This is a genomic window from Undibacterium sp. WLX3042, assembly GCF_049544825.1.
Classification (GTDB): domain Bacteria; phylum Pseudomonadota; class Gammaproteobacteria; order Burkholderiales; family Burkholderiaceae_D; genus Undibacterium.
Window position 1 is genome coordinate 249,445 of record NZ_CP186698.1, and the last position, 22,070, is coordinate 271,514.

Annotated in this window: 18 protein-coding genes; 7 read left to right on the forward strand and 11 right to left on the reverse strand. The window is 51.1% G+C overall.

Annotated features, from left to right (window positions below):
- Positions 1-16 precede the first annotated feature (16 nt).
- The 7 genes from ubiE to ACPAOP_RS01160 form a co-directional block, all read right to left on the reverse strand.
- Positions 17-751, reverse strand: a complete 735-nt coding sequence (ubiE, locus tag ACPAOP_RS01130; RefSeq protein WP_423680751.1) for a bifunctional demethylmenaquinone methyltransferase/2-methoxy-6-polyprenyl-1,4-benzoquinol methylase UbiE — start codon at positions 749-751, stop codon at positions 17-19.
- A 188-nt stretch (positions 752-939) separates the two neighbouring features.
- Positions 940-1,437, reverse strand: coding sequence for a cell envelope integrity protein TolA (locus tag ACPAOP_RS01135; RefSeq protein WP_423708996.1), 498 nt, complete (start codon positions 1,435-1,437; stop codon positions 940-942).
- A gap of 151 nt (positions 1,438-1,588) precedes the next feature.
- A complete protein-coding gene (locus ACPAOP_RS01140; protein WP_423708997.1) occupies positions 1,589-2,011 on the reverse strand; it encodes a gamma-butyrobetaine hydroxylase-like domain-containing protein in 423 nt (140 codons plus the stop codon).
- Positions 2,012-2,017: 6 nt separating this feature from the next.
- A complete protein-coding gene (locus ACPAOP_RS01145) occupies positions 2,018-2,464 on the reverse strand; it encodes an HIT family protein (protein WP_423708999.1) in 447 nt (148 codons plus the stop codon).
- A gap of 3 nt (positions 2,465-2,467) precedes the next feature.
- Entirely contained in the window at positions 2,468-6,442 is a 3,975-nt protein-coding gene (locus ACPAOP_RS01150) for a DUF3683 domain-containing protein (RefSeq protein WP_423709000.1), read from the reverse strand.
- Between the two features lie 440 nt (positions 6,443-6,882).
- Entirely contained in the window at positions 6,883-8,181 is a 1,299-nt protein-coding gene (locus ACPAOP_RS01155) for an HAD family hydrolase (RefSeq protein ID WP_423709001.1), read from the reverse strand.
- 215 nt (positions 8,182-8,396) lie between these two features.
- Positions 8,397-8,888 (reverse strand): YqaA family protein, encoded by a 492-nt coding sequence (locus tag ACPAOP_RS01160; protein WP_423709963.1) that lies wholly within the window; start codon positions 8,886-8,888, stop codon positions 8,397-8,399.
- A gap of 81 nt (positions 8,889-8,969) precedes the next feature.
- Here ACPAOP_RS01160 and ilvA point away from each other — a divergent pair, with 81 nt between their 5' ends.
- From ilvA to rapZ, 7 genes are all read left to right on the forward strand, one after another.
- The gene (gene ilvA, locus ACPAOP_RS01165; RefSeq protein WP_423680743.1) at positions 8,970-10,517 is read left to right on the forward strand and encodes a threonine ammonia-lyase, biosynthetic; all 1,548 of its coding nucleotides are present in this window, start codon (positions 8,970-8,972) and stop codon (positions 10,515-10,517) included.
- Positions 10,518-10,524: 7 nt separating this feature from the next.
- Entirely contained in the window at positions 10,525-11,373 is an 849-nt protein-coding gene (queF, locus tag ACPAOP_RS01170) for an NADPH-dependent 7-cyano-7-deazaguanine reductase QueF (RefSeq protein WP_423680742.1), read from the forward strand.
- A gap of 55 nt (positions 11,374-11,428) precedes the next feature.
- Positions 11,429-12,013 (forward strand): hypothetical protein, encoded by a 585-nt coding sequence (locus tag ACPAOP_RS01175; protein ID WP_423709003.1) that lies wholly within the window; start codon positions 11,429-11,431, stop codon positions 12,011-12,013.
- 95 nt (positions 12,014-12,108) lie between these two features.
- Positions 12,109-14,763: a sensor domain-containing phosphodiesterase gene (locus ACPAOP_RS01180; RefSeq protein ID WP_423680739.1), complete on the forward strand. Its 2,655-nt coding sequence runs from the start codon at positions 12,109-12,111 to the stop codon at positions 14,761-14,763.
- Positions 14,764-14,865: 102 nt separating this feature from the next.
- Positions 14,866-15,339, forward strand: a complete 474-nt coding sequence (locus tag ACPAOP_RS01185) for a PTS sugar transporter subunit IIA (RefSeq protein ID WP_423680738.1) — start codon at positions 14,866-14,868, stop codon at positions 15,337-15,339.
- Between the two features lie 41 nt (positions 15,340-15,380).
- Positions 15,381-16,322 carry an HPr(Ser) kinase/phosphatase gene (hprK, locus tag ACPAOP_RS01190; RefSeq protein WP_423709004.1) on the forward strand — a complete coding sequence of 314 codons (942 nt, stop codon included), beginning with the start codon at positions 15,381-15,383 and terminating at the stop codon, positions 16,320-16,322.
- Between the two features lies 1 nt (position 16,323).
- Positions 16,324-17,181 (forward strand): RNase adapter RapZ, encoded by an 858-nt coding sequence (rapZ, locus tag ACPAOP_RS01195; protein WP_423709005.1) that lies wholly within the window; start codon positions 16,324-16,326, stop codon positions 17,179-17,181.
- A gap of 128 nt (positions 17,182-17,309) precedes the next feature.
- On the opposite strand, the gene ACPAOP_RS01200 is transcribed toward rapZ, so the two are convergent.
- The 4 genes from ACPAOP_RS01200 to mutY form a co-directional block, all read right to left on the reverse strand.
- Positions 17,310-18,464, reverse strand: a complete 1,155-nt coding sequence (locus ACPAOP_RS01200; protein WP_423709006.1) for an ABC transporter permease — start codon at positions 18,462-18,464, stop codon at positions 17,310-17,312.
- A 5-nt stretch (positions 18,465-18,469) separates the two neighbouring features.
- Positions 18,470-19,327, reverse strand: a complete 858-nt coding sequence (locus ACPAOP_RS01205) for an ATP-binding cassette domain-containing protein (RefSeq protein WP_423709007.1) — start codon at positions 19,325-19,327, stop codon at positions 18,470-18,472.
- Positions 19,324-20,757 (reverse strand): alpha/beta hydrolase, encoded by a 1,434-nt coding sequence (locus ACPAOP_RS01210; protein ID WP_423709008.1) that lies wholly within the window; start codon positions 20,755-20,757, stop codon positions 19,324-19,326. The genes ACPAOP_RS01205 and ACPAOP_RS01210 overlap by 4 nt, the downstream gene beginning before the upstream one ends.
- A 145-nt stretch (positions 20,758-20,902) precedes the next feature.
- On the reverse strand, positions 20,903-22,069 hold the full coding sequence (gene mutY, locus ACPAOP_RS01215) for an A/G-specific adenine glycosylase (protein ID WP_423709009.1): 1,167 nt from the start codon (positions 22,067-22,069) through the stop codon (positions 20,903-20,905).
- Position 22,070 lies beyond the last annotated feature (1 nt).

Below are 22,070 nucleotides of genomic sequence, written 5' to 3' on the forward strand. Positions count from 1 at the left end.
TTGCTTCGTCAGCGATTTAAAGTTTAATACCAGTGTGTAATGCGGCCACACCTGCCGTCAAATTAAAGTATTGCACTTTTTCAAGGCCCGCCGTTTCCATCATACCTTTCAGCGTTTCCTGATCAGGGTGCATGCGTATCGATTCTGCCAGATATCTGTAACTGTCCGCATCACCCGCAATTTTTTTCCCCATCCACGGTAAAAAATTGAATGAATACAAATCGTAAGGTTTTTGCAGAATTTCCGGCACTTTAGAAAATTCCAGTACCAGCAATTTCCCACCCGGCTTTAACACACGCTGCATCTCGGCCAAAGCCTGATCTTTATGTGTCATATTACGCAAACCGAAAGCCACCGTGACGCGATCAAAATAATTATCCGGAAATGGCAGTTTTTCTGCGTCACACAGCAAGGTGGGGGTAATCAGGCCTTTATTCAAGAGGCGATCCCGGCCAACCCTCAACATGGATTCGTTAATATCCGTGTGCCAGACCTCACCCGTCTTCCCGGCTTGCTTAACAAATTCTTTCGTCAGATCACCAGTGCCCCCGGCAATATCCAGCACTTTGAAACCCGGACGTACACCAGCCTGAGCAATAGTGAACATTTTCCAGATACGGTGCAGACCGCCAGACATCACGTCATTCATGATGTCGTATTTCGCAGCCACCGAATGAAATACTTCGGCAACTTTATGCACCTTCTGGTCTTCTTCAACGGTGGTATAACCGAAATGGGTAGTATTACTCATGATCTCAAGACTCCTTTACGAAGTCGCATTATAGGGGAACTGCGACAGGCTGGGCAGCAGATTGGCGGAAAAAGGCTCACCAGCCTGCGCTTTAGCAAAAGGCTGGCGATGCAATCAAAAATGAGGGGAAACCTTGGGAGAGGAAAGCCTCAGTGATACAAGAATATCTGCGCTTCCTGCGGGTATTGTTATCCGGTACGCTGCGGTAACGCAATACTGCGGATCTGAAAACGTCCATCGTCGTTGAACAGCCATGTTTCAGACACGTCGAGACGTCCGCCGCGTAATAATTGTGGATGTGGTTTAGGGAACGGAGCACTGTTTTTCAGACTTGCCAGAGCAGTTCTCTCAGCATCACGGTCTTTATTGCTGCGCTGAATCTGAGCGTTGATCAGATTACCGTCGGCATTGATGGAATAACGAACAACAACGACAGAACGCAGTAAAGGCTGCGGACTTTCAGAATAAACCTGCTGGCGATGCAGATGACTGATGCGATGCGCGACTTCCGCCTTGTATGCATCGACCGTACGTGAAGCCGACACGGCTGACACCGATTCACTCCCTTTGCCGGTTTTGCCAGATTGTGCTCCGTTGACAGCTTTACCCGTGCTGTTGCCTGTTTCGTTTGTTGAGCAAGCAACCAGCGCGCAGACAGTGACCATGCTCAGTATGCGTTTTTTCATGCTTATCGCTCCTGGGGTATTGATAGTTATGCAGCAAAAGAGATTCCGCTCCACGGAATCAGAGTTGATGAATCACCTTACTGCCAGTCTCTGTAATCGCCAAATTTTTATCGTAAGTAAAAGTAAAAAATGCGTCTCGAAGACGCATTTTTTAATGATGATGGCCGCAGGCACTGCCGGACTTGACCGCCATTGGCGCATCCCTGCCGCTCTCCCCCGGATACCCCGCTTCCTGCAAGCGCGTCAGATAGTCCTGCCATAGCTGATCCTGATTCTCGCCCAGCCAGTATAAGTAATCCCAGGAAAAGATACCGGAACTGTGTTCGTCAGAAAATATTGGTTTAACGGCGTAATTACCGACGGGTTCCAGCGCCACCAGACTCACCTCGCGCTTGCCGGTTTGCAGCGTTTCCTGTCCGGGGCCATGTCCACGCACCTCGGCGGACGGTGAATAGACCCGTAATAACTCGAACGGCAAAGAATATTCTTTGCCATCGTCAAAAGAAATTTCCAGCACCTTCGATTGCGTACGTGCGTTCAGCGATGTTGGTTGTGGCTTACTATTACTCATCATTTCTGCCTAATAAAAATAGGAAACAAGCGCTGCACGTAACGCTGGCAGCAGTGCTCGACGCTCACTCAGCACCACAGCTTCAGTGGCAGGCTTTTTTTGTGAAGCCCAAACGGGATCGGGAAAATGCAGATCGTCGGTGTAACGCGGAATGACATGCCAATGCAAATGCGGCACCATATTCCCCAGACTTGCAAGATTAATCTTCTGTGGTGCCATGACGTCGCGAATCGCCTGCTCGGTTTTGCAAACCGCCTGCATGAGAGCGGAACGATCCTCGACTGCTAAATCGGTCATTTCTTTCGCATGAGAGTTCCAGATCACGCGACAAAACCCGGGATAATTCGCATCATCCACCAAGACAACCCGTAACTTGTCGGTCTTGACGATGAGCTCACCGCCATCGACCTTACACAATTCACATGGAGGAACATCACTATCGATTAATACAGTCATCGCTTATACCAATACTCTCTCAATGCCGCCATTATTCGCTCTCGCGACGTATTCCGGCAGCCAGTTTTCACCCAACAAATGGCGCGCCATTTCAACGACGATGTAATCGGCAGTCGTGTCAGCATCTTCGTTATAACGGGATAAACCTTGCAAACAGGACGGACACGACGTAAGGATTTTCACATCGCCATGAAAACCGTCTGCCCGCAATTTATCTGCCCCTTTACGCATTTCCTCTTCTTTGCGGAAACGTACTTGTGTTGAAATATCCGGGCGGGCGATCGCCAGTGAGCCGGACTCACCACAGCAGCGTTCACTCTTTTCAATCTTGACATTACCCTCAGTGGTAATCAGCGTATTCACCGTTTTCACCGATTCCTGCAACTTCATCGGATTATGACAAGGTTCGTGATACATATAACGCGTACCGGTGACACCTTCAAGCCTGACGCCTTTTTCCATCAGATATTCATGAATATCAATGATGCGGCAACCCGGGAAGATTTTTTCAAACTCATAGGTTTCCAGCTGGTCGTAACAGGTGCCGCAAGACACAACGACGGTTTTGATATCCAGATAATTCAGCGTATTCGCCATGCGATGGAATAACACGCGGTTATCCGTCATCATCTTTTCCGCTTTATCAAACTGACCGCTGCCGCGCTGCGGATAGCCACAACACAGATAACCCGGTGGCAATACTGTCTGCACGCCAACATTCCACAACATCGCCTGCGTCGCCAGTCCTACCTGCGAGAACAAGCGTTCTGAACCGCAACCGGGGAAATAAAATACGGCTTCAGTGTCCGAGGTTGTAGTCTGGGGATTACGGATAATCGGGATGACTTTATCATCTTCAATATCAAGCAGGGCACGTGCGGTTTTCTTCGGCAAATTGCCCGGCATCTTTTTATTGATGAAGTGAATCACCTGCTCTTTAATGGGCGCTTTGCCAACGGTCGCTGGCGGCATACGGGTCTGTTTTTTAGCGAACTTTTTCAGCAAATCATGACCAAAGCGCTGTGCTTTATAACCCCAGCCTATCATGACCTGACGCGTCGCATTGATCGTCGCCGGATCGGTGGCGTTCAGGAAAAACATCGTTGCGGCAGAACCTGGATTAAAGGATTTTTTCCCCATCTTCCGCAACAGATTTCGCATGTTCATCGACACGTCACCGAAGTCGATATCGACCGGACAAGGGTTCACGCATTTATGGCAGACGGTGCAATGATCAGCAACATCTTCAAATTCTTCCCAGTGCTTAATCGATACGCCGCGACGGGTTTGCTCTTCGTAAAGAAAAGCCTCAACCAGCAAGGATGTCGCCAGAATTTTGTTACGTGGTGAATACAGCAGATTGGCGCGCGGTACATGCGTGGCACAGACCGGTTTGCACTTACCGCAACGCAGACAATCTTTCACGCTATTCGCAATAGCCCCGATATCGCTTTGCTGCATGATCAGCGATTCATGCCCCATCAGGCCAAACGACGGTGTGTAGGCGTTTCGCAGGTCAGCCGCAAAATCCGGCAGATTCAGCAATTTCCCTTTGTTGAAGCGGCCTTCCGGATCAATGCGTAATTTGTAGGCGCGGAAATCCTTGATCTCATCTTCGGTCAGGAATTCCAGTTTGGTAATACCTATACCGTGTTCACCAGAAATCACACCATTGAGAGAGCGCGCCAGCACCATAATGCGGGCCACCGCATTATGCGCGACCTGCAACATTTCATAGTCATCAGAGTTGACTGGTAAATTGGTATGCACATTGCCATCACCGGCATGCATGTGCAAGGCGACGAACACGCGGCTACGCAATACTTTTTTATGCAAAGCAACGCACTCATCGAGGATGAGTTTGAATGCGGCACCACTGAAAATCTGGCGCAATTGCGCGCGTATTTCCGTTTTCCACGAAATACGGACAGTTCTGTCCTGCACGACAGAAAACACGGTGGCGTCAGGCTGACGCTGCAAACGCTCATCAAACACAAAAGCCAGTTTATCGAGACCCAGTGCGATCAATTCGGCTTTTGCATCGATCAGCGGTTTGTCGAGATTATTCAGCACATAGGTCCAGCGGGCATGCGTTGCATCCAACAAGGCTTCGGTCTGATGAACCCGGTCTTCCAGCAATTCAGTCGCAGGAATATCGTCGCCATCAACGTCTTCACTTTTACCTAATGGCAGATTGCCTTTTGCAAAAAAATCCTGCAGCGCGGCGACTAAGGCGAGTTTGTTTTGTATCGACAACTCGATATTGATACGCTCAATGCCATCCGTATATTCGCCCATACGATTGAGCGGAATGACCACGTCTTCATTGATTTTGAACGCGTTCGTATGCTTGGAAATCGCTGCTGTTTTAGCACGATCCAGCCAGAATTTTTTACGTGCTTCGGGGCTGACCGCAACAAAGCCTTCACCAACCCGCGTATTCGCCATGCGCACGACTTCAGATGCCGCCTGTGCTACCGCATTTTCGTCATCACCGACGATGTCGCCAAACAAGGCCATCTTAGGCAGTACGCCACGTTTCGATTTCGTGGTGTAACCCACCGCACGCAGATAACGTTCGTCCAGATGTTCAAGCCCGGCCAAGATAGCGCCGCCTTTTCTGGTTTCGCCATCGAGATAATCTTTGATCTCAACGATGCTGGGGATAGCGTCACGTGCCTGGCCGAAAAACTCCAGGCAGACAGTGCGCGCAAATTTCGGCATCTTGTGTAATATCCAGCGTGCCGACGTGATCAGACCATCGCAGCCCTCTTTCTGCACACCCGGCAAACCGGCCAGGAATTTATCGGTAACATCTTTACCAAGTCCTTCTTTGCGGAAGACGCGGCCTTTGATCTCCAGTTGCTCGGTTTTGAATGGCTGCTTTTCACCGGGATGTCGCCATTCGAGCCTGAACTTCGCGACTTCGACATCATGAATTTTGCCGAGATTATGTTCGAGACGGGTTACTTCCAGCCAGTCGCCATTCGGATCAACCATTTTCCATGACGCAAGGTTGTCTAATGCTGTTCCCCACAACACCGCTTTCTTGCCACCCGCATTCATTGCGACGTTACCGCCGACGCACGAAGCCTCAGCAGACGTGGGGTCAACGGCAAATACAAACCCGGCTTTTTCAGCCGCATCCGACACACGTTTGGTAACAACACCAGCGCCGGAATAAATCGTTGCGTAGTCACGATCCACACCCGGCAAGCGCGTCATTTCAACCGCACCAAGCTGCTCGAGTTTTTCCGTGTTAATGACCGCAGATAAAGGCGTCAGCGGAATGGCACCACCCGTATAACCTGTACCGCCACCACGCGGAATAATTGTCAGCCCAAGCTCAATACAGCTTTTGACCAGACCAGCCATCTCCTCTTCTGTATCCGGCGTCAGCACAACGAACGGATATTCGACGCGCCAGTCGGTGGCATCGGTGACATGCGATACACGGCTCAGACCATCAAACTTGATATTGTCTTTGGCAGTGTAGCGCGATAACAGCTTATTCGCCTTCTTACGCAAATCGTAGGTATTACGGAATTCCTGCGAAAAATCAGCAACGGCTTTGCGAGCTGCCTGCACCAGCGTCTCAACGCTGTTGCTGCGCTCTGCATCGTCATCATTCTCGGTATTCAGACGGCGCTTTTCAATTTCGCCCAAACGATGGTTCAGTGCATAGATCAGATCCTGACGACGCTTGGGGTTATCCAGCATATCGTCTTGCAGATACGGATTGCGGCGAACCACCCAGATATCGCCCAACACTTCATACAACATGCGGGCAGATCGCCCGGTCTGCCGCTTCCCGCGCAATTTATCCAGCAACTGCCAGGCATCCTCACCGAGCAGACGGATGACGATTTCACGATCAGAAAACGAGGTGTAGTTATACGGAATTTCCCGGACACGGGTAGGCGAAGCGCCCTGCGGCGACTCAGCATGCAATTGAGGTATCTGGACTGGAGCGTTCATGTATGGCGTGGTTTGGCGATGACAGACAACGCAATCAAACTGCCGGCAAACCACCGCCAGCTCAATGCCTTACATCCGTCTGAGGTTTCTCAAAGGCCTATTCTAACTTATTGCGATGCACCACGCGGCAACAGCCTTGAAGTTTGTACGGCTATGGGCTTATTTTGTGGCTATTCACCAAAGTTTATTTCGTTGCGATGCCAATTTTTAAGAAAATGAATGAAAATTTCATCGTCATACAAAATTGGTCAATGGAAAAATATCACCATTTTTGCTAAAAACTTTCAGTGACCAAAGCTGGTCGCCAGGCCGGATGACTTACACGCCTTCGGATGTTTTCCACGTACCAAAGATAATGACTGGCTGTATGTCTCAATAAAAATCCCGGGGACCAGCCGGTGCCCGGGATTTTGCTCACTCAGCGAATATGATCAGGTGATTCAGCCTAACAATGCGCCGGCAGTTTTACCGAATTTCAGCGTGGTTTCCACTGGAAGCCAGTTACCTGTCGACTCCTGGCGGCCTTGCAGCAGGAAGCGCGGATGCGCGTCTTTCAGTGCGTCGGCTGCGGCCTTCGATAATTCACCAATTTTGCCTTTTTTCAGACGATTGACGACCAGACCAATCTCGGTGTCAGGAAAGTCACGCAGCATATCGTAATCACCATCGCTGTCGCCGGCAACAAACACCGGACCATAGCCTTTTTGCGCAACCAGCTCACGTTTGATCACCGCGGTTTTACCTGGCCCCCAATTCAAAGGCCAGTCTTTACGGTAAGCATTTTTATAGACATCGCCGTTTTGTTCGAGGCGCAAACCCAGCACATTCTCGCGTTTGACGTGATAACCATACTTAGGATTGGTCGCAAATATAGCAACCACGTCTTCCAGAGAAGCCGTACTGACATAGACGTCGAAACCATGGTGGCGGAAGGTGTCCATCAGTGTCGCTATTTCCGTGCATAAACGTATACCGTGGAAATGCGTGGTGGTGACGACACCCGCCACACCGGGTAAGGAAGCCGGACTGGTGTACTTGGTCTTAGTCAGGCTCATGCCGAGATTAGCGTCATTCGATGCCTCTGCCAGCGCGCTGACTTCAGGCACAGTCATATTCGCAAAGAAGTAGATCACCCACGGATAGCCGACGTTGACGCCATGCGTATCATTGACGCCCTCATACAGGAAATACAGCTTGGCGCGGAAATCTTGGAATTGCGGTGTTTCGGTGATCTCTTCCAGCGTGCGGTTTCCGGCCATACCTTTGTAATTTGCGTGCAAGAATGCGTAGTCACTGTCGAGGTCGGCACAGATACTTGCAAGATCCACTACTTTGCCTGACGCATTTTTATAATCAGGCGCAAAGTTCCCGGCAGGGACATTCTGACGAATGATCGCAGAGAATTCTGTCGGGCTCAGTTTGAAGGCCAGATGGTTGATCTGGTACATCAGCAAAGCTTCTTCGCAGTCGTTCATGATGCTGGTGTTATCCCAGTCGAACACCGCATAGGGCTTACGTTTCGGGTTATAAGTCTTGCTGCTGATACCGTGTTTGGCGATCAGTGCACTCACCATTTCACGGTTACGCGGCGCCCATTTTGCGGCATCCAGATACACATTCGCCGCTGTCGCTGGTTTTGCCATCGCTGGCGTCGCCAGTGCGGCACCCGCCGCTGTAGCGACCAGACCTTGCAAAAATCCCCGGCGTGGTTGCTTGCTGATCAATTCTCTGTCTTGCATTTAATTTCCTTGTGTTGAGCATGCCTGTCGCAATGCCAGGGAATGCACCTGGCAACCAGTCAGCAAAAAACATCGTTTTACGCTGCAGGCTAAGGATCATAGGCAACAATTGTGACAGGCTCGTAAAATGGAAAAATTTTCAGATAAAAATCTGTCTTTCCCTCAATGACAAGGAAATTTCTGTTGTAAATGAAACGAGATGAAAACCGGACAGATCAGAAAATGAACCTGGCAACACTGTGCCAGAAGCCATCCGGCACACTGAGCAGCAAAAAACTCACCGTCAGGTAACGCAGGAATTTTCCCAGTGCCATATAAGCGACGCTGGGCCAGAAGGGAAGTTTCAGCCACCCTGCCAGCGTACAGATAGGATCGCCGATGACCGGAAGCCAGGACAGCAGCATGGTTTTGGCGCCGAACTGCTGCAACCATGAAAACCAGAAGCTCTGCCGCTCATGATGAAAGGCCCGGTTGGCGGCATAACCCATCGCGTAATCAACCACACCGCCCAGCGTGTTACCCAGCGTCGCCACCAGCATGGCGGGCCAGAACAATTCCGGATTCGCTTTGATCACAGCAAATACCGCGGGTTCTGAGCCCATAGGGATCAGCGTGGCAGAAATAAAACTGATAATAAATACCGAGCTGAGCCCGACTTCGGGCAGCGCCAATACGCCAAACAACCAGTGCACACCTGCTTCTATCATGTCATTCCGAAGGTAAGCTGAAATGACATCCATTATAATAGGAGCCTTGTCGCCTACCATTTCACTCACTTTCTCAAGCATATGAGCACCGATTATCTAAAAAAAATCCTGACTGCTCGCGTCTATGACGTGGCATTTGAAACACCGCTGGAATTCGCTCCCAGCCTGTCAGCGCGGATGGATAATCGAATTATGTTCAAGCGTGAAGATATGCAGAGTGTCTTCAGCTTCAAGTTGCGGGGTGCCTACAACAAGATCGCACATCTGACTCCGGCACAACTCAAACGCGGCGTTATCTGCGCCTCCGCCGGCAATCACGCGCAGGGGGTTGCACTGAGTGCGCGCCGCGTCGGTTGTAAAGCGGTCATCGTGATGCCGACCACCACTCCACCGGTCAAAATTGATGCGGTTCGTGCGCATGGTGGTGATAACGTTGAAATCGTCCTGTTCGGTGATTCGTATTCAGACGCTGCAGCCTATGCCTCTGAACTGGAAAAGAAACGCAAACTCACTTTCGTGCATCCTTTTGACGATCCTGACGTGATCGCAGGACAAGGCACCATCGGCATGGAAATTTTGCGTCAGCATTCTGCACCTATCCACGCAATTTTTGTCGCTATTGGCGGCGGCGGTCTGATTTCAGGCGTCGCGGCATACGTCAAAGCGATACGTCCGGAAATCAAAATTATCGGCGTACAGACCGTTGACTCGGATGCGATGGCACGTAGCCTGAAAGCCGGCAAACGCGTGGCGTTGAGCGATGTCGGCTTGTTCTCTGACGGTACCGCGGTCAAGCTGGTTGGTGAAGAAACCTTCAGGCTCGCAAAAATGTATGTCGATGACATCATCACCGTGGATACCGATGCCGTCTGTGCGGCGATCAAGGATGTATTTCAGGATACACGCAGCATTCTTGAGCCTGCCGGCGCGCTGGCGGTTGCCGGTTGTAAGGCGTATATCGAACGCGCCAAAGCAAATAAAAAGCCACTGAAAAATGAAACTCTGGTGACCATAGCCTGCGGCGCGAATATGAACTTCGACCGCCTGCGCTTCGTTGCTGAACGCGCGGAAGTCGGTGAAGCACGTGAAGCCGTGTTTGCCGTCACTATTCCAGAAGAACGCGGTAGTTTCCGGCGTTTTTGTGAACTGGTCGGCGACCGTAATGTCACCGAATTCAATTACCGCATCAATGATGAAAAGAACGCGCATATCTTCGTCGGCATCCAGGTCAACGGTCGCCCAGAATCCGGCAAGATCGCCAGAAATTTTGAAAAACATGGTTTTCCGACCTTAGACCTGAGCGACGACGAACTGGCAAAAATGCATATCCGCCATCTGGTCGGCGGTAAAAGTGCGCTGGCAGAAAACGAATTACTGTACCGCTTTGAATTCCCGGAACGTCCCGGTGCCCTGACCCGCTTCCTGAACAGCATGGCGCCGAACTGGAATATCAGCCTGTTCCACTATCGTAATCATGGCGCGGATTACGCGCGGATTCTGGTGGGATTGCAGGTACCGAAAAAAGAAATGAAAGTTTTCCGGGAATTTTTATCGACACTCGGCTATCAATACTGGGATGAAAGCAATAATCCTGTCTATCAATTATTTTTAGGCCAACAGCCAAACTGACTTTGCAATGACTGAATCAACATCCGGCAATCTGCCCGAGCAATCCCTGCTCGGCAAAGCCGCCACCTACAAAGCAGAATACGACCCTTCGCTGTTGTTTCCGATTCCCCGTTCGGGCAAGCGCGAAGAGATAGGCGTCGGCGCTACCCTGCCGTTCTTCGGTGTCGATATATGGAATGCGTACGAGGTGTCGTGGCTGAATTTGCGCGGCAAACCGCAAGTCGCGATAGCGACCATCACGGTGCCGGCTGATTCGCCAAACATCATCGAATCCAAGTCATTCAAGCTGTACCTGAATTCGTTTAACCAGACAAAACTGGCTGGCAGCGACGCGTTAGTCAGCTTGCTGCAAGCGGATTTGTCGGCGGCTGCCGGAGCACCAGTGCATGTACAACTGACGCTGTCTGACAATTTCGGCTCACTGACGATGGCAGAACTCGAAGGCACGTTGCTCGACAGACTTGATATCGAAGTGAATTCGTATACGCCGGCACCGGAATTGCTACACGCCAATCACGCAGAAGCGATCGTTGAAGAAACACTGATTTCTCATTTACTGAAATCCAACTGTCTCGTCACTGGTCAGCCTGACTGGGGCAGCGTGCAGATACACTATGTCGGCGCACAGATTGATCAGGAAAGCCTGTTGCGCTATCTGATTGGTTTTCGCAATCACAATGAATTTCACGAACAGTGTGTCGAACGTATTTTTGTTGATATTATGCGCCACTGCAAGCCGCAGAAATTATCCGTGTATGCACGTTATACCCGGCGCGGTGGACTCGATATCAATCCCTGGCGCAGTAATTTTTCGACAGGAAAAAAACCCGGCAATGAACGGAATGCGCGACAGTAAGCGTTAGATATCAGATCGAACGGGCCGCCCATTTTTTTATTTTTCTGAATTGATTATGTCTATTTCCAAGATCTCATTTTTATATCGTTTCTTTTGTCTCTCAGCTCTGTTGCTGGCTTTCGGCGGTACTGTACAGGCGCTACAAAAAGAAGATGAAAGCTGGTGGGACAGCAGCAAAGCAAAAGCGCAAAACATCCTCGACAAAGGCGACTTATCGATACTGCTATCCGGCTACGCCCATCACGGTCGCAACACTTACACCCGTGAGCGCCTGGCCGAACTCAATGAGCGCGCATGGGGGTTAGGCTTTGCAAAAACAATCCGGAATGAAAAAGATAATGAAGAATTGCTGTATGCAATGATGATTTCAGACTCTCATTTCAAACCGCAACCCATGGCAGGTTATGCCTACCAATGGATGAAACCTTTATCTGAAAAACTGGAAGTCGGCGTCGGTGCCACCGCCTTGTTAATCAGCCGCGCTGATTACTTCTCTGGCGTGCCGTTTCCGGCAGTATTGCCGATCGCATCCATAGGTACCCGCAAAAGTAAATTAATGGCGTCCTATGTTCCCCGCATCTCACAAAATAAAGGAAATGGTGACGTTCTGTTGTTATTTGTGCGTCTGGATCTGAACTAAACAATTGACGAAGCGGCTAAGAGTTTGTCATGATTGATGACATAAATTGCCATAGCGCAATAACGAAAGATTGAACAGATTCCAGAATTGTTGTCGTGAAATTGCCTCCCCCACTCCTGAGCAGCAACATTCCTGCGTACATCCTGGATGACGAATGGCACGCAACATTGCTGGAGCAGCATCCGGATGCGGTCTATGTATTGATCGATGATCGTATTGCGTATGCAAATCCTGCTGCTCTGGCCTTGATGAAGGCAGCCGATCTGGTACAGGTGCTGGGTCTGAAACCGGAAGCCTTCTTAGTTGCCAGACCTCCCGGCATCGAGCGCATACAGAACCCCGGCAATCATGACGGACTGCAGTTTTATCAATGTATCGCGCTCGATGGGCAACAGCTGGAAATCGAGGTCCGCATTGTCAGCTTTGACTATCAGGGGCAGCCAGCAACGCTGCTGAGTGCCCGCGAAACGCACAGACATGGTCTGCAGGTGTTCAGCCGTCATGGAAATGACGCGGTAGACGAGAAAGCCAGCAGAATTCACGAAGCACTGCATCACGAGAAAGAAATTCTCGAAATGATTGCGCTGGACAAACCCTTAGCGCACATACTGGAAGATGTCTGTGACCGCATGGAACGCCTGCTGGACAACGATGCCCTCTGCGCCATCAGTCTGTTCGATCAGACCAGCAGGCAAATCACGATCGGTGCAGCACCTTCACTGCCTGAGACCTTCTCTTCGCTGCTCAACAATATCGAAGTCGGTACAGATAGTTGCACGGCTGCGGCGGCAATCCATTACAACCGGCTGACCATTGTTCAGGATATTGCTCATAGTCCTTTGTGGGAAAAGTTCAAAATCAGCGCCCTTGAACACGGCTTAATGGCATGCTGGTCTTATCCTATCAGTACCGCGTTTAACAGTGTACTGGGCACGGTCGATGTCTATTACCGGCACAAACATAGTCCGGGTGAAGATGAGCAGGCAATGATCATCGATGCCTGCGATCTGATCGGTCTGGCGATCGACAAAAAGAACATGGAGCAGACGCTGGAAGAAAGCGAAGAGCGCTATCGTTCCGTCGTCACCAATCTTTCCGAAGGTATTATGGTGGTTGCGCCAGGCGGAGAAATCCTGACCAGCAACCCAAGCGCGCTCAGAATCCTGAAGATAGACGATATGAATAAAATCAGTCGTCACCGGCGTTACTTCAAGCGGCTGATGAATGAAGACGGAACAACTATACGGCTGGGAAATGATCCCGCATCTTCTGTTGTGCGTACCGGCAAGCCAATACTGAATCTATCCATCAGTCTGGAATTAATTGATGGCTCGGTCGTCTGGCTGCTGGTGAATTGCTTCCCGATTTTTAAAAAACGCAGCACGTCTGTTTCTGCAGTGTTACTGTCTTTTACCGACACAACCGAAGTCCGCGAGACGCAGCAACAGTTAAAATTTATGGCATCGTTTGATGCACTGACCGGTTTGCCTAACCGCCATCAGCTCAATTTACGACTAACCAGAGCCCTCGCAGATTCGCAGCAAAAAAATCAAAGTGTGGCTTTGTTATTTCTGGATCTCGATCGCTTCAAATACGTGAATGACACGGCCGGACACGCCGCCGGAGACAGCTTGCTGCGCGACGTCGCAAAACGCCTGAGTTCATGCATACGTACCACCGATCTGCTGGCCCGCTTGGGTGGCGATGAGTTTGTGATCGTCGCCGAAAATGTCGAAGATGCGCAATATCTGCGTGATCTCAGTGAGCGTGTGCTGGCCAGAATGCGCGACCCCTTCATCATCGACGGCAATGAGTATTATCTCGGCACCTCCATCGGTATCAGCATCTCGCCGCATGACGGACAGGATGCCTCGACTCTGATGCTGTGCGCCGATTCTGCGATGTATCACGCTAAAGAACTGGGCCGGAATAACTATCAGTTTTTCACAACGGAACTCAATGTCCGCGCCCAGCACCGCTACACGCTGGAAACTAATCTGCGACGTGCCCTGACCGAACAGGAATTCCTCGTTTATTATCAGCCCAAAATTTCTCTGCAAACATCGCGTATCGTCGGTGCAGAAGCACTGATACGCTGGCAGATGCCTGGTCAGGGGCTGATCCCGCCTGATGAATTCATACCGATTTCTGAAGAGATTGGTCTTATTCTGCCGCTGGGACGCTGGGTGCTGGAACAAGTCTGCCAGCAGACGAAATACTGGCGGGAACATCTTGTGCCGGATCTGGTGGTCAGCGTGAATATTTCCCCGCGTCAGTTTCAGGATGCAACGCTGTGCGATTTTATTGCAGCAACTTTACAAAAAACTGGTTTACCGCCTGCTGCTTTGCAACTGGAAATCACCGAAGGTCTGCTGATGGGTGAAATCGATCGCCTTTTACCTATGTTTCATACGATTAAAGCGCTGGGCGTGAGTATCTCACTCGATGATTTTGGTACCGGCTTTTCTTCCTTATCGTATCTGCAACGCTTCCCTATCGACAACCTGAAAATTGACCGTTCATTTATCAACAAAATACCGGAAAATCAGGATTCCGTCGTTCTGACACACGCGATTATCGCGATGGCCAACGCCCTCGGTATGAGTATTACGGCCGAAGGGGTGGAAAATGCAGAGCAAATGTTTTTCCTGACCGATTCCGGGTGTCAGGAAATGCAGGGATATTATTTCAGTAAGCCCTTACCCGTAGAGCAATTTGAAAAACTGTTGCGGAACAACCGGCAGCAGTGAAGTTGCGCTGATTTGCCGCCCCCTCCAAAGCAGCCTATAATTCGGTTCGCATCTGCTTCGCCTTTGCACACGAAACTCTCTGCTGTAATCCGATCTTGCACTATGACGAATATCGCCAAAATTCTTCCCCTCGCCAACGTACTGCTGGACCTGGAAATTTCCAGTAAAAAACGTGCATTCGAGCAAGCAGGACTGTTATTTGAAAACAATTGCGGCATCGCCCGTTCCACCGTTTCCGATAATCTGTTTGCACGCGAGCGTCTGGGCTCTACCGGACTTGGTCATGGCGTGGCTATTCCACACGGACGTATCAAGGGGCTGAAAGCACCGATTGCAGCATTGGTCCGTCTGAAAGACGGGATTCCGTTTGAATCGCCGGATGGGCAGGTGGTCACATTGCTGATTTTCCTGTTAATGCCCGACAATGTGACGCAGCAACATCTGGAAATACTGTCCGAAATTGCCGAGATGCTGTCGAATGAAAGCTTCCGTAACGAATTAAATACCGAAGCCAGTGCCAGCGTCGTACACGAAAAAATCCTCGCCTGGCGTCCGGACGTCTCTACCGTCTCCTGACGCCTCAGATTGTTGTCGTCTGATTTTTTTATTGCTTATCCATGCCCTTACTCACTGAATTAACGATACAAAAAATTTACGATGACAACCGCGACATCATGCAGCTCGGCTGGTTCGCCGGCTTTGCAGGTGCCGACAAACAAATCATCGGTGACGCCGCCTCTTCTGCCGATCAGGTCGGCCATTTAAATCTGATTCACCCTGGTCGTATTCAGGTGCTCGGACCGCAGGAATTAGCCTACTTTGAACGTTTATCGAGTGCATCCCGCGTCAACCTTTTCCGCGAACTGGTTGCCGGTGATCCGCCTGCACTGATCGTTGCTCAGGGACTGGATTCGCCACCGGAATTTCTGACTGCGTGTGACGATAACAATATCGCCCTGTTTTCCACACCTTATCCATCGGCGCAGGTGATCGACTATCTGCGTGTGTATCTGTCGAAAAAACTGGCACAGAAAATCACCATGCATGGCGTCTTCATGGACGTACTGGGCGTGGGCGTACTGATCACCGGCGAATCTGGTCTGGGTAAAAGTGAACTCGGGCTGGAGCTGATTTCCCGCAGCCACGGGCTGGTGGCGGACGATGCGGTTGAATTTTCACGTATCGCGCCGAACATGATAGAAGGCCGCTGTCCGGAACTATTACAAAATCTGCTGGAAGTCCGCGGTCTGGGTCTGCTCGATATCAAAACGATATTCGGTGAAACCGCCGTACGCCGCAAAATGCGTCTGAAACTGATCGTGCATCTGGTTCGCCGCAGCACACTCGAAGATAATTACGAACGACTGCCTATTGATTCGCAAACCGAAGAAGTGCTGGGACTGCCGATACGTAAAGTGGTGATTCCGGTTGCGGCAGGTCGAAATATCGCCGTTTTGCTGGAAGCAGCGGTACGCAACACGATATTGCAATTGCGCGGCATCAATACGTTGGAAGACTTCATGGAACGCCAGCGCCGCGCGATGGAGGCGGGAGACTGACATGCAAATCCTGCTGATCTCAGGTATTTCCGGCTCAGGAAAATCGGTTGCTTTGAATGTGCTGGAAGACGCCGGCTATTACTGCGTCGATAATTTACCGCCCAGCTTGTTGCCTGAGCTGATCAGAACTTTATCGAATGAACCGCTGGTCGCGGTTGCGATTGACTCGCGCAGCGCCAGTCAGCTGACCGGCGTTCTGGATACAAAGCAGGTATTAACCAACACCGGGCACGAAGTCAGAATGCTGTTTCTCACGGCCAGTACCGATTCTCTGGTCGCCCGTTTTTCAGAAACGCGACGCAGTCATCCGCTGTCGCACCGGCTGATCCGGGAAGAAGCTTGTGTCGAAAAATTAAGCCTGATTGAATGCATAGAAGAAGAGCGTGAAATTCTGGCAGAAATTCAGGCCTTAGCCCATGTCATCGACACCACCGACCTCAGCGCCAATCAGTTGCGTAGCTGGGTCAAAAACATGATAGACATGCCGCATGCGCCATTGACGCTGATGTTTGAATCCTTTGCCTTTAAACGCGGCGTGCCGCTCGATGCTGATTACGTTTTTGACGTCAGGATGCTGCCGAATCCTCATTATGATCTGGCACTGCGGCCACTGACCGGGCGCGATGCGCCTGTTGTTGACTATCTGGACAATCAGGCCATGGCGCAGGATATGTATGCAGATATTCTGGCTTTCCTGACGAAATGGATACCGTCGTTCAAAGACGACAATCGCAGTTACCTGACCATTGCGATCGGTTGTACCGGCGGTCAGCATCGCTCGGTGTACATGGTAGAAAAACTGAGCCGCCACTTCCAGCAGTCAGAGCAGGTGCTGGTCAGACACCGCCGCTTGCACTGACCGCACTGGCCTCGCGGGCTATTGTGAGTAATAAATATACTCCCCCGGGTATCTAAAAACCCCGTTTGTTTATAAGGACATCAACGGGGTTTTCTTAAAAAGAGGGGGGAGTATCGCTGAAATACGCTTTACACCATGACGACCTTGCGCATTTTCTGCGCAATATACATCAGACAAATCACGGTGATCAGAACGCAGGTGGCAAGCGCCATACCAACCGTCAGCGGGTGCAGCACCTCGCCTTTTAACACCTGATTCATCATCTGATTCTGCGCCAGCACCGGCACCCATTTGAACCACGCCGGTTCACGCCCCGGGAACAAAATCGGAATCAGGCTGACGAACGGAATGAACATCGTCACAATCTGATTGCGAACCTGCGCTTCTTTATAGCTTTTACAATCAAGCGCAATCGCGATCTGCAACGCCGCCATGCTCGCCGCTAACGGTAATAACACCATCAGAAAACCGATTGCATCCTTGATGCCGAATTGAAATTCGGCGCGCAAAGTATCATTTTTTATCAGCCACTGCGACGGAAAGAAGCTGAAGATCGTCAACACCACCACGCCCATTCCTACCGCCGCCACCGCGCCCCATTTACCTATCGCCAGTTGCCAGCCGCTGACCGGATTCATCATCAGCGGTTCAAGCGAGCCGCGCTCACGTTCACCCGCCGTAGTATCAATCGCGGCGTACATGCCACCGATAATAATCGCCATCAATACCATCATCGGCAGCATTTCCGTGACCGATGCTTTGCGTTCTTCCGGCTTTTGCAAACGACGCTCTCTGACCTCGATCCGCTGCAACAGTTCCGTCGAGATGCCGCGCATCGTCAAGCCCATCAGCGTGGTTTCCTGGGTGTAGGCTTCCAGCAAACGCTTGAGTGGCCGCAAGCCGAATTCGGCCTGACGGTTATTACTGTCATACGCGACCTCAAGGATGGCTTTATCACCCGTCATCAGTTTCTTTTCAAAATCCTGCGGCACCAGTAACACCGGCTGATCCAGCTCTTTACTACGTGATTTGGCCTCATAATCCACCGGAGCAGTTTTGACCTGATATCCCTGCCGCAAAATGAAATTTTCCAGTTGTGGAGCATATTCGATACCCACCGCCAGCACTGTGCGCTTTTCTTCCTGAGACTCGACCTGCGATAACACCGTCGAAAAAATAAACAGCATCAAAGGAACGCCAAGCAGGGAACTCAGCAAGGCCGTCATCAAGGTACGGCGGTCGCGCAAAGCATCTTTTATTTCTTTGCGAAAAATCGTTAACATCGCTTTCATCCGCGCGCTCCCATCGTCACATTATTCATCACGTTATTCGTCACGTTAGCAGTCTGCAAAAATGCCAGCTTCACGAAGGCATCTTCAAAATTATTTTCTTCCGCCTGTTGTAACAAGCCGGCAACAGTGCCGCGTGCCACATTTTTTCCCTGCGCCACGATGACGACATCGTCACACAGGCGTTCCACTTCCTGCATGATGTGGGTGGAAAAAATAATGCATTTGCCACCACCTTCAGCAGAACGCAGCCAGCGCAAAAATTCACGCAAGGCGCGCGTCGCCACGACATCCAGGCCATTGGTTGGTTCATCAAGAATGATATTTTTGGGATCGTGCACCAATGCCCGCGCCAGCGCCGTTTTCATACGTTCGCCCTGACTGAAACCATCGGTACGTCTGTCCAGCAAGGCCCCCATTTCCAGCCAGTGCGATAACTGCTCAGTGCGCTGTGCCGCCTGCTCTGCTGACATGCCATGCAACAGACCATAGTAGTGAATATTCTCGCGCGCCGTCAGTCGCGGATACAAGCCGCGCGCATCGGATAACACGCCCATCTGCGATTGCGTTGATGACACGCCCGCCTGCACCTTAATGCCATCGACCGTAATATCACCTCGATCTGGATTCAGTAAGGCGGCGACCATGCGTAAGGTGGTCGTTTTACCGGCACCGTTTGCGCCAAGCAGGCCAGTAATCGCGCCGTCCTGCGCAGTAAAGCTGACACCATTGACGGCATTCACTACTTCATTTTTTTTCTTCATCAGCCCCAGCAAACGCGCAATATCGGTGATATTTTTTGTGCTGACTTTTCCTTGTCTGACGAAAGTCTTATGTAAATCGTTGACGATAATCATGGCTGCACTTCCTTTCCGGCTTGCAGGGGTTGCCACGCCAGCGGTCGTGGAATCTGACGTACACAACTACTATCAACTTTCAGCGCTTCGGTATTTTCTTTGGCGTTCAGAAAACGATAAACCACATCGCGCACGCAGCCTTGCGCCAGCAAACCATGACCAGCATTTTCTATCGTGATATGCACGGCCTGGGAGCCCAGTGCTTTCGCCACAGCGGCACCATGACGTATCGGCGTGACCGGATCAATACCGCCACTCAGCAGCAATACCGGCGACTGTGCAGCAGGGATCGAGAAAAATTCCGCCGGAATACTGGCACGCGGCCAGTTTTTACATGTGCGCTGATACATATCCGTCATCAGCTTTTCAAACTCATCTTTAGGTGCTGCCAGGGGACGAGCGAACATCTCGGAACACCAGACCGAAAAATGCATCCCGTAATTGATTCCCGCCGGTCCCGGCAGGTTCGTTGCACCACTCAAGGTCACCAGCGGCTGATAGTTTCCCTGCGCCGCCTGGGTCAGCGCATACGGCAAACCAGCGACGGTTGTCGGTGCATACAAGGTCTTATGCACCAGACTCAAAAGAATGTCATGCGTCATGGTGAATTTCAACGGAGTGCCGAGCCGCGGATGCGTGACACTGACTGATTGCGGCATGCGCGTGATTAAACTTTTCCATTGCTGTGCCAACGCCGGATAAGCTGCGTTGCACGATGCATGCCGGGCACAATCCTGAAACACACCATCCAATGCGACCTGTGCATCTGCGGCGGGCAGACTCATGTCCGGCGGCACAACGCCATCGAGCACCATGCGTTTCACTGAAAGCGGAAATTGTCTGGCGAATTCAAGACCTACGCGAGTGCCATACGAAGCACCGACCAGATTAATTCTGTCGTACGCCTGTTGCTTGCGTACCGCTTCGATATCCTGCACCGCTATGCTGGTGCTGTAATAGCGAAGATCACCGTACGGCAAGGTTTTTAAACGCGCAAGGCAGGCGTCTGAATGCTTTTGCATTTGCACATCATCGACAACCTCGGCGGAATTTTCCATTTCAGGACAAGCAAGCGACGCGCTGCGCCCTGTTCCACGCTGATCGACAAACACCAGATCACGCCGTTTATTTAAACGACTCAACATCGCCTGACCAAAACCGGCAACGCTGATTGCACTCTGCCCCGGACCACCGGCCAGCAGAAACACCGCATCAGGCAGTTTATTTTTATCCTGCGAAGGCAACACGACGTAATGCACATCGATTTTTTTGCCTTCCGGCTCAGCAGGATTCAAAGGCCGTTGCACTTTTCCACATCGTAATTCCTGCGGAAATTCAGGTAAGCGGCAGGGACTGGTGACGGTATCAGCGGCGAACGAAGCCGCTGCCGACAACAAACCGATCACGGCAAGAAAAATATGTTTTCGCAAGGAGTTCTCCTGAATAAACAATTTCGAGGAGGGTAGTGTAAAGCGAACAATATATAAAAAGTCCGTCTTGCGATAAAACAACGAAATCAGCGACGAAAACCGTGGAAACGGCGATGAGTCAGCAATGGCAAGGCAACAAGATAAATCAGAGTTGCAATTCCGCCTGTGCTAAAGACTGCAATAGAGTCTTGATCGGGGCTGGCACACCGGCCTCAGCGGCCTGCTGTAAATCCAGCCACACGTAACTGTTCTCAGCCACTTGCGGCGCATGCTGCGACAGTTCAGCAAGCACCGTATGAATATGCAATCTGAAATGCGTGAAGACATGCTCAATCACTGGCAATTCACGACGGATTTCAACTTTACCAAAGCGCGCAGTCAGCGCCAGCAAGGCGGGTGTCATCACCGAGAATACCGCAGCGGTATCGCCGGTATCCTCCTCCGTCCGGACGTATGGCTGCATGCCGTCAACCTCCGGTAAGGACAACAAGCCGCCCCATATACCGCTATCGGGCCGCCGCTCTAATAAAACCCGGTTCTGATCCAGCAACAGCAGCATCACAGCGCGCTTTTCTTTCGCCAGTTTTTTCGGTTTACGAGTCGGCAATTCGGCGGTACGGCCTTCCGCAAAGGCGACACAGCGCGCCTGCAAAGGACAACGTCCGCAAGCAGGGCTGCTGCGGGTACACAAGGTGGCGCCGAGATCCATCAGACCTTGCGTGTAGGATTCAATACCCTCGTCCGGCAACAGCGCGAGCGCACGTTGCCACATACTGTCCTCGATGACTTTACTGCCGGGATAACCGGCAATACCGAATACCCTTGCAAACACGCGTTTAACATTACCGTCGAGGATGGCCGCCACCGTACCATACGAAAATGCTGTAATCGCAGCGGCAGTAGAGCGACCTATGCCCGGCAATTGTTCGAGCAAAGTCTGGTCTACGGGAAATTGTCCCTGATATTTTTCCACCACCTGCTTTGCGCACTGATGCAGATTGCGGGCGCGGGTGTAATAGCCGAGTCCGCTCCAGTGCGCCATCACAGCCTCGGCTGGTGCGGCGGCGAGATCAGATACGGTAGGGAAGCTTTGCAGAAATTTCTGGTAATACGGAATAACTGCACTGACCTGCGTCTGCTGCAACATGATTTCGGATAACCAGACGCGGTAGGCGTCGCGGCTTTGCTGCCAGGGTAATCCATGTCTGCCATGCTGTTTCTGCCACCGGATCACCGTTGCAGAAAAATCGGGATCAACAAATTCGGGATGAATAAAATTGGCGGCCGCAGCCGCCGGAATACGACGTTTCATT

Coding starts and splice junctions, on each gene's coding strand:
- hprK (WP_423709004.1), top strand. CDS start 15,381: ATGCCCTTACTCACTGAATTAACGATACAAAAAATTTACGATGACAAC.
- rapZ (WP_423709005.1), top strand. CDS start 16,324: ATGCAAATCCTGCTGATCTCAGGTATTTCCGGCTCAGGAAAATCGGTT.
- ACPAOP_RS01140 (WP_423708997.1), bottom strand. CDS start 2,011: ATGATGAGTAATAGTAAGCCACAACCAACATCGCTGAACGCACGTACG.
- ACPAOP_RS01160 (WP_423709963.1), bottom strand. CDS start 8,888: ATGATAGAAGCAGGTGTGCACTGGTTGTTTGGCGTATTGGCGCTGCCC.
- ilvA (WP_423680743.1), top strand. CDS start 8,970: ATGAGCACCGATTATCTAAAAAAAATCCTGACTGCTCGCGTCTATGAC.
- mutY (WP_423709009.1), bottom strand. CDS start 22,069: ATGAAACGTCGTATTCCGGCGGCTGCGGCCGCCAATTTTATTCATCCC.
- ACPAOP_RS01150 (WP_423709000.1), bottom strand. CDS start 6,442: ATGAACGCTCCAGTCCAGATACCTCAATTGCATGCTGAGTCGCCGCAG.
- ACPAOP_RS01200 (WP_423709006.1), bottom strand. CDS start 18,464: ATGTTAACGATTTTTCGCAAAGAAATAAAAGATGCTTTGCGCGACCGC.
- ACPAOP_RS01135 (WP_423708996.1), bottom strand. CDS start 1,437: ATGAAAAAACGCATACTGAGCATGGTCACTGTCTGCGCGCTGGTTGCT.
- ubiE (WP_423680751.1), bottom strand. CDS start 751: ATGAGTAATACTACCCATTTCGGTTATACCACCGTTGAAGAAGACCAG.
- queF (WP_423680742.1), top strand. CDS start 10,525: ATGACTGAATCAACATCCGGCAATCTGCCCGAGCAATCCCTGCTCGGC.
- ACPAOP_RS01155 (WP_423709001.1), bottom strand. CDS start 8,181: ATGCAAGACAGAGAATTGATCAGCAAGCAACCACGCCGGGGATTTTTG.
- ACPAOP_RS01185 (WP_423680738.1), top strand. CDS start 14,866: ATGACGAATATCGCCAAAATTCTTCCCCTCGCCAACGTACTGCTGGAC.
- ACPAOP_RS01145 (WP_423708999.1), bottom strand. CDS start 2,464: ATGACTGTATTAATCGATAGTGATGTTCCTCCATGTGAATTGTGTAAG.
- ACPAOP_RS01175 (WP_423709003.1), top strand. CDS start 11,429: ATGTCTATTTCCAAGATCTCATTTTTATATCGTTTCTTTTGTCTCTCA.
- ACPAOP_RS01205 (WP_423709007.1), bottom strand. CDS start 19,327: ATGATTATCGTCAACGATTTACATAAGACTTTCGTCAGACAAGGAAAA.